The organism is Serratia sp. Ag1 (assembly GCF_000743355.1).
Lineage (GTDB): Bacteria > Pseudomonadota > Gammaproteobacteria > Enterobacterales > Enterobacteriaceae > Chania.
On record NZ_JQEI01000078.1, the window covers coordinates 1 to 9,833 of the forward strand.

Below are 9,833 nucleotides of genomic sequence, written 5' to 3' on the forward strand. Positions count from 1 at the left end.
TTACAACACCGAAGGTGTTTTAGAGAGACAAAGAGTTTACAGAGTTTTGATTTTCAGCGAATGTTCCGGATTGGTTCTGGTGGTTGCGTGCATACGAGAGAGGAGTATGTGATGTAACGGCTGGAATGAGAAAGAATTTGCCTGGCGGCAATAGCGCGGTGGTCCCACCTGACCCCATGCCGAACTCAGAAGTGAAACGCCGTAGCGCCGATGGTAGTGTGGGGTCTCCCCATGCGAGAGTAGGACACTGCCAGGCATCAAACAAAGGTTATCAGAGTGACATCTGGTAATAGTGAGGTCGCAGAAGCGATTTCACCGGTATCAAACGATACTGCATGAAAGAATCGGTGGAGCGGTAGTTCAGTTGGTTAGAATACCTGCCTGTCACGCAGGGGGTCGCGGGTTCGAGCCCCGTCCGTTCCGCCACTTAATTGATAAGCCCTGAGTCTCTGACTCAGGGCTTTTTCATATGCTAAATCAAAATGTAACTGCGATTCACCGTTCACTTTTACAGATGTATACGTTTCATTGATTGAAATCCCCCTGCCGCGTCTCTATAACTGAAAGACGCTTCTTGTCAAAAACCATGCTGGTCGAGAAGCGCTGGCGTATAATTGTTCTGTCATTGGGGCAATGTCGTTACCAATATCATTTAGACGGGAAATTGATAAATAACGTGCCGAAACGAACTTACGCAATGAGGTATGTTGCAGGCCAGCCAGTCGAACGAATTTTCCCTGGCCCCATTCATCAACAGTTACCGCTCGGGGCTGCATTGCCTACGTCCGGAGCATTACGGGTCATGGTGTGGAATATCTTCAAGCAGCAGCGGGCTGATTGGCTCTCGGTGCTGAAAGATTTTGGTAAAGATGCACAACTGGTATTATTGCAGGAAGCTCAGACGACGCCTGAGCTAGTGAGTTTTGCTACCTCCAACTATTTGGCCGCCGATCAGGTGCCTGCGTTTGTACTACCGCAACACCCTTCTGGCGTGATGACGTTGGCAGCGACTCACCCGGTGTATTGCTGTCCATTGCGCGAGCGTGAGCCGCTGTTACGCCTAGCTAAGTCCGCGTTAATCACTGTCTACCCGCTATATAATGGTCAATTATTGATGGTCGTGAATATACATGCGGTGAATTTCAGTTTGGGTATCGACGTATACAGTAAGCAGCTGGATCCGATTGGCGAGCAAATCTCTAATCATAAGGGGCCAGTGATCATGGCTGGTGATTTTAATGCCTGGAGCCGGAAGCGTATCAATGCGCTGTATCAGTTTGCTGAAGATATAGCCTTGAAGGAAGTCAGTTTCACTAACGATCACCGTCGAAAAGCATTTGGTCGCCCGTTAGACTTTGTATTTTACCGCAACTTGGGCGTAGTAGAGGCATCTGTGTTGGTTACTCAAGCGTCAGACCATAATCCTCTGTTAGTAGAATTCCATCCTGAAACAGAAAAGCCGATTTGGTAGGAAGATCTGCAGACCATAAAAAAGCACCCCTTGGGGTGCTTTGGCGTCGAAAGTTTAGGTGTCGGGTGACGTCTTACTGTTTACAAACAAGGTCAATTTCAGACCTGGTTGCAGACTGCTATTTTTGCCGAGCTTAGCATTCCAGCGCATCACATCATCAATATCGACGCCGTGACGACGTGCGATACTGGAGAGTGAATCACCTTTACGGACCTTATAGGTGATACTGCTATTATCGGCGCTATTGCTGGCCATCTGCAATGTTTGCCCAACTTTCAGTGTGCTCTTGGCACGCAAGTTGTTCCAGCTTTGCAGATCACTCGGTTTTACGTTCAACCGTTTGGCGATGCTGGATAACGTATCGCCGGAACGCACCTTGTAAGCACTTGCACCAGACGAATTACTGTTCTTCGCCAACTGGGTGGTTGGTGGGGCAGTAATCTGTCCATCGGCCAGTGAGTCTTTCAACTGTGCAGCATTACCTTTGGGAACCATAATGTAATGGGGCCCATTCGGTGCCGTCACACCTTTCTTGTAACCTGGGTTGTAAGCCTTCATTTTGGTGACTGAAAGCCCTGCCATCTCAGCCGCCTGAGTCAGCTGTATCTGCTGCCCAACATCAATTCGCGCCAGTGCACGGGTTTCGTCAGTTTTGGGTAATCTGACACCGTACTTTTTACTGTGTTTGATGATATCACTCAGCGCCAGCATTTTCGGGACATAGATTGACGTTTCACGTGGAAGCGACAAGGCCCAGAAATCAGCAGGTTTACCCTGGCGTTTATTCGCCTTTACTGCTTGCATGATACGACCTTCACCGCTGTTATAGGCTGCGATGGTTAACAACCAGTCACCATCAAACATACGGTTTAGACGTTGCATCATGTCAAGCGCAGCAGTTGTCGAGGCCACAACATCACGTCGCCCGTCGTACCACTGATTGTTTTTCAAGCCATAATTACGACCCGTTTGAGGCACAATCTGCCATAGCCCAGCCGCATTCGCGTGCGATGTGGCATGTGGGTCAAAAGCGCTCTCCACTATGGGTAGCAGTACCAGTTCCATCGGCATATTACGTTTCTTAATCTGCCCGACTATCCAGTACATGTACGGCTCTGCCCGTAATGTTACATCGTGGAGATAGCTCTTACTTTTTAAGTATTTTCTTTTTTGTTCACGGATCCGGGTATTTTCCGGAACCTCCATCTTCAGCTCGTCGCTAATGAAGTTCCACAGGTCTTGTTGTGCGGCACTGTTACCATCCAGCCACCGCGCCGAGCTCGCTCGACCATTCGCTGTGTACTCTCCTGCTTCACTTTCTTGACCTGCCGAAGACAGACTCTGTGCATGCTGCTCTGGTGCCTGTGCATCCTTCTTGGACGCCTGACAACCTACTAGCAAGACCGAGGCGAGAAGTATCGCTTTAGCCTTCATATGTATGTCAATATAGTTGCTTAAAAGACGAGCAACTATACTTTGCTTCACGAAATAACACAACTAAAAGCTTCAGAAGCTATCTTTTCTCAGACGTAATTCGGAAAAAACCGAACCAAGGTTGTCTGGTGGTGACTGGAATCCTATTTCTTTTTGTAAATCAATATCATGGCAACGTAAAAAGAGATTAATTTTACGCTCTAATTGTAACGTTGTGGGCACGCTAGGTTCACCTTTTGCACGTAATCTCTCAACTTGCTGCTGATATGTTTCAATGTCTCGATCTTGGGGCAGAATTGCCCGAGAAAACTTAAGATTTGAGAGAGTATATTCGTGTGCGCAACAAATGAGGGTGTCGTCTGGAAGTTGAGCGAGTCGTTGAAATGAATGATACATTTGTTCAGCTGTCCCTCCGAGAAGTCTGCCGCAGCCAGCAGAAAAAATGGTATCCCCACAGAATAAATAAGGTGTGCTGTAGAATGCAACATGTCCAAGCGTATGCCCAGGAACGGCAATAACGCTGTATTGTCGCTCATTGATTTCGATGTTCTCGCCGCCTTGGACGATAATATTCGCACCTTTATTCGCCGTTTCTTGTGGCCCATAGACGGCTAGTTTTGGATATTGCGCAACAATTTCTGCCACGCCACCCACATGATCGTGATGGTGATGGGTGAGTAAAATGGCATCTGGGACCAACTGCAAATGCGCTAGAGCCTCCAATACAGGCTGGGCTTCACCGGGATCGACGATCACGCAGTGTCCTCGCTGGTTATCCAGCAACCAAATGTAATTATCCTGAAAAACAGGAATGCTGATAAGATTCATCACGGACCTCTCGTTGGCAACGGCTTGTAAAGAAGATAATAAATCATGAAACCAGCCCATACTCTAAAAAAGCTTACCAGCCCATACTCATGGGCTGGCCTGCCGTGGGGAGAATACTACCGTGAGGCGCTGGAGCAGCAATTGCAATCTTGGTGGCCGAAGCTGTTCGGTTTTCACCTGCTTAAGGTGGGTAATCTCAGCGCGGCGTTGGACACGGAAAAGTGTGTCATATCACATCAGGTAAATGTTGGCTTGGCGGGGGATAATCTGCACGTGCTTGCGGATCCCTATCAATTGCCTTTTGCCGCCAAATCAGTTGATGCTTGCCTGCTGGCCCATACGCTTTCCTATGCTGACGATCCGCACCGCCTGCTGCGTGAGGTTGATCGCGTCATGATTGATGACGGTTGGTTGGTGATTAGCAGCTTTAACCCGTTCAGCTTAGTAGGGATGGGTAAATTGATTCCCGGATTGCGCAATCGGCAACCTTATGTCAGCCGGATGTTTACGCAAATGCGCTTACTGGACTGGCTCAGCCTGTTGAATTATGAAGTGCTGGAGCAGACGCGTTTTCACGTATTGCCCTGGCAGCGTAAAGGTGGCACGTTTTTAAGTACGCATTTACCCGCGCTAGGGTGTATCAGTATGATCGTGGCACGGAAAAGAACCTCACCGCTGACGCCAACAGCGATAAAAATGGGGGCGAGAAAACCAACTCTCAGCCGCGCAGTAGGTGCGACCAAGAGTTATCGTAAACAGCCTTAAGCTTCTGGTTGGTATCCTAGGTCGTCCTGCGTTGGGTTACCCGCAGCATCACGCGCTAATACGTCACAACGTTCGTTTTCCGGGTGGCCTGCATGGCCTTTAACCCACTCCCAACGTACGCTGTGGCGAGCAATTGCTTGATCCAGGCGTTGCCAGAGATCGACGTTTTTTACCGGTTTTTTATCGGCAGTTTTCCAACCACGTTTTTTCCAGTTATGGATCCAACTGGTAATACCCTGGCGCACATACTGGCTGTCTGTGCTGAGCACCACTTCGCAAGGTGCGGTTAGCGCTTCGAGCGCCACAATCGCCGCCATCATCTCCATACGGTTGTTGGTGGTCAGGTGATAGCCTGCGCTAAAGGTTTTTTCGTGCTGTTTATAGCGCAGAATGGCACCGTAACCGCCGGGCCCTGGATTACCGAGGCAAGATCCGTCGGTGAAAATTTCTACCTGCTTGAGCATCTCTGGTAGACTCTTCCTATCAGTTTTATAAAAGCCAAGTCTGACATAAACGAGCGCTATGAGCACTGCAATATGATCTCTACACCAACCAGACAGATCGTTCTTGATACCGAAACTACCGGTATGAACAAACTTGGGGTTCACTACGAAGGCCACCGTATTATTGAAATTGGGGCCGTAGAGGTGATCAACCGTCGCCTGACCGGGCGTCACTACCATGTATACATTAAACCGGATCGGCTGGTGGATCCTGAGGCTTATGGTGTGCATGGCATCAGTGATGAATTCCTGGCGGACAAACCGACCTTCGACCAGATTGCCGGTGAGTTTATTGATTTCATCCGTGGCGGTGAATTAGTTATTCATAACGCGACGTTTGATATCGGTTTTATGGACCATGAATTCCGTAAGCTGCAACAGAATATCCCGAAAACCGAGACGTTCTGTACTATCACCGATAGCCTGTTAATGGCTCGTCGTTTGTTTCCCGGCAAGCGTAATAACCTTGATGCCTTATGCAGCCGTTATGAAATAGACAACAGCAAGAGAACGTTGCACGGCGCTTTGCTTGATGCCGAGATCCTGGCGGAAGTCTATCTGGCGATGACGGGTGGCCAGACTGCCATGGCTTTCCAAATGGAAGGGGATACCCAGCAAACGGACTCAACGCAGGACATCCAGCGTGTCATACGCCCGGCGACTGCGATGAAAGTGGTTTATGCTAGCAGCGAAGAAATGATGGCTCATGAGGCGCGCTTGGATCTGGTGGCGAAGAAAGGCGGAAGTTGCCTGTGGCGTAGCGAATAATGCAGCCTTTTGGGTGAAAATACGGTAAATGCTGTATTTCACCACCGTATTTGTTGGAAAACTGTGCAAACAACTCTTTTTATAAGAAAAAGACATTGACGGAATGCAGGCACAACCGTACTATTCTCCTCGTTCCCGTAACAGGGAACCCGCGCGGAGCGGTAGTTCAGTTGGTTAGAATACCTGCCTGTCACGCAGGGGGTCGCGGGTTCGAGCCCCGTCCGTTCCGCCAAATATTCAGACCCCAGATTTTTAAGCCTGGGGTTTTTTTATATCTATTTTCCAGTGGGGCTCAGATGTTTTCTGCCCTGTATGGAACAGCTTCACATACTCGCTATCTTTCAAAATACTGCATCCATATACCCTAAATCATTCGAGTTGCTGGTAAGCGGCAAGTGCTGAAGGGCCCAGTAGCATGGATCACTCCGTGGTTTGGGTTACTGAGAGTAGTCAACACGCAAGCAACTTGAAGTGTGATGAGTATATTCTTCTTATCTGACATCTCATCTTTTAATTTAGCCTTAATTTTCTCCATCCAATTGATAAAATTCATTTTTTATTTATAAAAATAGGGTTGCCATTGTTCATCCTGCTGAATTTGGCTTAATCAGGTTAAAATCCCGCATCACAGTTAAATAACAAAATTAAATATAATAAAAAACATTATAAAAAGAATTAAAAACTTAATTTTTTGTTTGGATTTGTGGTTTGCAGTGGATTGTATTGTATCTGTACCTTTCAATTTCTAAGCATGTTTTCTGTACATGGTTTGTGTAAGATATTTCTTATCGGTACGCAGGGGGGGATTTTAGCTTTTTCTGTTAGTCACTAACTAATAGAGTGTTGATTGTGAGACTCTTGGTTAAGGTTCTCACGACTGATGATGCTAAATATTCCTTTCCTTATATGGACTCTTTAGCCATTACGCTAGAGTTCATAATTGACCGTCAGTATTTCTATTATATTGATCGCCGAATAGGCATTAATTCAAACAGAGTGATGGTGAAGGAGTTCGCTTTATTTTGTATGAAGACTTAACTCACCTATAGAAGGATAAATATTTAAGTTTTTCAGCTTTATATTTATCTCAAAGGTAATCGAAGTAGCGCTAGATAAGTGCCTCATGATTTATTGTGGCTCGTATTGGCATATGTGCTTTCGGCTTTTTACCTGTTTTTTACTTCACTCTATCTCTGGGGTTTCTTAATTGTTGATTTAATTCACTTCAAAGTAATTATCCCTACCCATATATGGGTGTATTTCATTTTAAATAAAATGCAATCCTCTTTGCATTGAATCACATGACGTTTGGAGTTATGACAAAGATGAGTAAGACCATCGTTTTAGCAGTTAATAGTGGTGAAGGAAAAACCCGGTTGTTGACTGCAAATGCCAACAAAGCCGTTAAAGTCAAATTGATTGATGGTAATAAATACCTGTTGAAAAATTTGGGTAATGACTTTGCACCTGAAAACGTGACGTTAGTACGTTCTGGCAAGAATTTACTTGTTTTACAGGAAGGTGACACTCAACCTAGCATTATTATTGAAGATTACTTCAATGGTGATGCTAAGCACCCTGTGCTATTGGGTATGGCAGAAGATGGGCAACTGTATGCTTATGTCCCATTGTCAGGTGAAAGTTACGAAAGCGGTTACCTGGTTGGTGAAGGCGAATTCTCCCCGGTGGCATTGGGTGGCCCATCGCTGGGTGATGGTAATGGTATTTTTGTTTCTTCTGATGACGATCACAACGCCTTGTTTGGCCTGCTCGGCTGGGTAGCTGCAGCAACCGCAATCGGTGCCGGTGCCGCAGTGGCCTACCATAACCGCAGCCAGGGTGATAACAACACGGCTGACACCACACCACCGGCAAAACCGGCCATCGGCCAGGCGCTGGACCAGACTGGTGCCATCACCGGGGTCATCCAGAATGGCAGCGTCACCGACGAAACCCGTCCGGTACTGAGCGGTCAGGGGACGCCTGGCGATCTCATCACCCTCTATGACAATGGCCAGGCCATCGGCAGCGTGGTGATCGACGACCAGGGTCAGTGGACCCTGACGCCAAACACCGATTTGGGTGAAGGTTCTCACCAACTGGTGATCACCGAGACCGATCCGTCCGGCAACGTCAGTTCCCCTTCCGATCCGCTGGAATTCAACGTCGATACCACCCCGCCGGATGTTCCGGGTCTGCAGCACGTGATGGATAAAGTCGGTGAACACGTCGGCGAAATCACCGCAGGTGGGGTGACCGACGATCCTCGTCCTGAACTGAGCGGCAGCGGCGAAGCGGGCAGCAAAGTCACCATTTATGACAACGGCACCGTGATTGGCGAAACCGAGGTCAACGAAGATGGCCGCTGGTTCTTCAAGCCTGACACCGACCTGACCGACGGCAGCCACACCCTGACGGTATCACAGACCGATCCGGCGGGTAATCAGAGCGAGCAGTCTGGCGGCTGGACCTTTACCGTCGACACCCAGGCTCCGTCCCAACCGTCTATCGGCAGCATTATTGACCACACTGGCAGCATCACCGGCCCGTTGACCAACGGCAGCGTGACGGATGAAACCCAGCCGCAGCTGAATGGCGTGGGTGAGCCGGGCAACGTCATCATCATTACCGACAATGGCAAACCGCTGGGTTCAACCGTCGTTGACGAGCAGGGCAACTGGCGTTATGAGGTGGATGAACCCCTGACCGAGGGCAGCCATAAACTGGCCGTGACCGAAGTCGATCAGGCCGGTAACGCCAGCGTGCCGTCGGCCCCGATTGAGATCGTGGTTGACACCACGGCCCCGGGCAAACCGGACGTGGCCGATGCGCAAGACCACACCGGGCCGATCACCGGGCCGATTGTCAACGGTGGCTCTACCGACGAAACCCAGCCTGAACTGAGCGGCATGGGTGAGCCGGGCAACACGATCACCATTTATGACGGCGGCGAGAAAATCGGCTCCGTGGTGGTGGATAACCACGGCAAGTGGACTTTCACCCCGGATACCCCTCTGGCTGAAACCGATCACAGCATTACCGTGACCGAAACCGATCCGGCGGGCAATGAAAGTGCACCTTCCGAGTCGTTGAACTTTACCGTCGATACCACTGCGCCGCTGGAAGGCCCGGATCATCTGGCCATCACCGCGGTCGAAGATCGCGTGGGCGATCGTCAGGGTCTCGTGGATAACGGCGCCGTCACCGACGACAGCCAGCCGTTGATCAGCGGTATCGGTACCGCGGGCGACACCATTTTTGTGTACACCACCGACAGCGCCGGTCAACATCCGATCGGCAGCACCGTGGTGCAGGCGGATGGCACCTGGAGCATGACGCCGACGCTGCCGCTGCTCGAAGGCAACAACCAACTGGTTATCCTGGCTCAGGATCCGGCGGGCAACCGTACCGACTTCTCTTCACCGAGCTACGATATCAGCCTGTTTATCCCGGTCTCGTCCGAGCCTGCCATCACCAGCGTGGTGGACAACGCCGAGCCACATGTTGGGCCACTGCAGAAGGGCGATGTCACCAATGACAACACCCCGACCCTGAGCGGCACGGCAATGCCGGGCAACACCGTGACTGTCCTGGACAATGGCCAGGCCATTGGCTCGGCCACGGCGGATGCCAACGGCAAGTGGAGCTTTACGCCAGACGCTGCGCTGAAAGACGGCAACCATAACCTGAGCGTGACCGCGACCGACGTGGCGGGTAACGTCAGCAAGCCTAGCGGCGGCTTCAACGTGGTGATCGACACCACCGCGCCAGACGCCCCGGGCGAAGTGATCATCACCGACAACGTGGGTGACAAGACCTGCGAAGTGAGGCCGGGCGAAACCGCCGATGACCGTTCACCGACCCTGAGCGGGAAAGGTGAGCCGGGCGACCTGGTGACGGTGATCGACAACGGCAAAGAGATCGGCAGCACGGTGATCGACGAGAACGGCAACTGGACGTTTACGCCAGAGCAGCCGTTGGAGAATGGCGATCACAACCTGAGCACCACCGTGACCGATCCGGCAGGCAACGTGAGTGAGCCAGGCCCGGGTGTGAACATCGTG

General features: G+C 50.2%; 7 protein-coding genes, 2 tRNA genes and 1 rRNA gene. 7 read left to right on the forward strand and 3 right to left on the reverse strand.

What is annotated here, in order from left to right; translation table 11 throughout:
- Positions 1-140: 140 nt before the first annotated feature.
- From rrf to IV04_RS23910, 3 genes are all read left to right on the forward strand, one after another.
- Positions 141-256 (forward strand): 5S ribosomal RNA (gene rrf / locus IV04_RS23900).
- A 93-nt stretch (positions 257-349) separates the two neighbouring features.
- Positions 350-426, forward strand: a tRNA-Asp gene (locus tag IV04_RS23905).
- Between the two features lie 250 nt (positions 427-676).
- The gene (locus IV04_RS23910; protein WP_072010970.1) at positions 677-1,471 is read left to right on the forward strand and encodes an endonuclease/exonuclease/phosphatase family protein; all 795 of its coding nucleotides are present in this window, start codon (positions 677-679) and stop codon (positions 1,469-1,471) included.
- 54 nt (positions 1,472-1,525) lie between these two features.
- Here IV04_RS23910 and mltD read toward each other — a convergent pair whose 3' ends face one another.
- Both mltD and gloB read right to left on the reverse strand, forming a co-directional pair.
- Positions 1,526-2,905 (reverse strand): murein transglycosylase D, encoded by a 1,380-nt coding sequence (gene mltD, locus IV04_RS23915; RefSeq protein WP_152562955.1) that lies wholly within the window; start codon positions 2,903-2,905, stop codon positions 1,526-1,528.
- A 72-nt stretch (positions 2,906-2,977) separates the two neighbouring features.
- Positions 2,978-3,733 carry a hydroxyacylglutathione hydrolase gene (gene gloB, locus IV04_RS23920; RefSeq protein ID WP_037403148.1) on the reverse strand — a complete coding sequence of 252 codons (756 nt, stop codon included), beginning with the start codon at positions 3,731-3,733 and terminating at the stop codon, positions 2,978-2,980.
- A 45-nt stretch (positions 3,734-3,778) separates the two neighbouring features.
- Between gloB and IV04_RS23925 the strand changes: the two genes are divergently transcribed.
- Complete coding sequence (locus tag IV04_RS23925) at positions 3,779-4,498, forward strand: class I SAM-dependent methyltransferase (RefSeq protein WP_037403141.1); 720 nt, start codon at positions 3,779-3,781, stop codon at positions 4,496-4,498.
- On the opposite strand, the gene rnhA is transcribed toward IV04_RS23925, so the two are convergent.
- Complete coding sequence (gene rnhA / locus IV04_RS23930) at positions 4,495-4,962, reverse strand: ribonuclease HI (RefSeq protein WP_037403142.1); 468 nt, start codon at positions 4,960-4,962, stop codon at positions 4,495-4,497. The two genes, IV04_RS23925 and rnhA, sit on opposite strands and share 4 nt — an antisense overlap.
- Positions 4,963-5,034: 72 nt before the next feature.
- Here rnhA and dnaQ point away from each other — a divergent pair, with 72 nt between their 5' ends.
- The 3 genes from dnaQ to IV04_RS23950 form a co-directional block, all read left to right on the forward strand.
- Positions 5,035-5,769: a DNA polymerase III subunit epsilon gene (gene dnaQ, locus IV04_RS23935; protein ID WP_037403143.1), complete on the forward strand. Its 735-nt coding sequence runs from the start codon at positions 5,035-5,037 to the stop codon at positions 5,767-5,769.
- A gap of 155 nt (positions 5,770-5,924) precedes the next feature.
- Positions 5,925-6,001 (forward strand) — tRNA-Asp (locus tag IV04_RS23940).
- A gap of 1,093 nt (positions 6,002-7,094) precedes the next feature.
- Positions 7,095-9,833: Ig-like domain-containing protein (locus IV04_RS23950; protein ID WP_235212870.1), on the forward strand; the 2,739-nt coding region annotated here is incomplete at its 3' end.

Excerpts from the sequence above, each read along its gene's own strand:
- mltD (WP_152562955.1), bottom strand. The coding sequence starts at position 2,905 with ATGAAGGCTAAAGCGATACTTCTCGCCTCGGTCTTGCTAGTAGGTTGT.
- gloB (WP_037403148.1), bottom strand. The coding sequence starts at position 3,733 with ATGAATCTTATCAGCATTCCTGTTTTTCAGGATAATTACATTTGGTTG.
- IV04_RS23925 (WP_037403141.1), top strand. The coding sequence starts at position 3,779 with ATGAAACCAGCCCATACTCTAAAAAAGCTTACCAGCCCATACTCATGG.
- rnhA (WP_037403142.1), bottom strand. The coding sequence starts at position 4,962 with ATGCTCAAGCAGGTAGAAATTTTCACCGACGGATCTTGCCTCGGTAAT.
- dnaQ (WP_037403143.1), top strand. The coding sequence starts at position 5,035 with ATGATCTCTACACCAACCAGACAGATCGTTCTTGATACCGAAACTACC.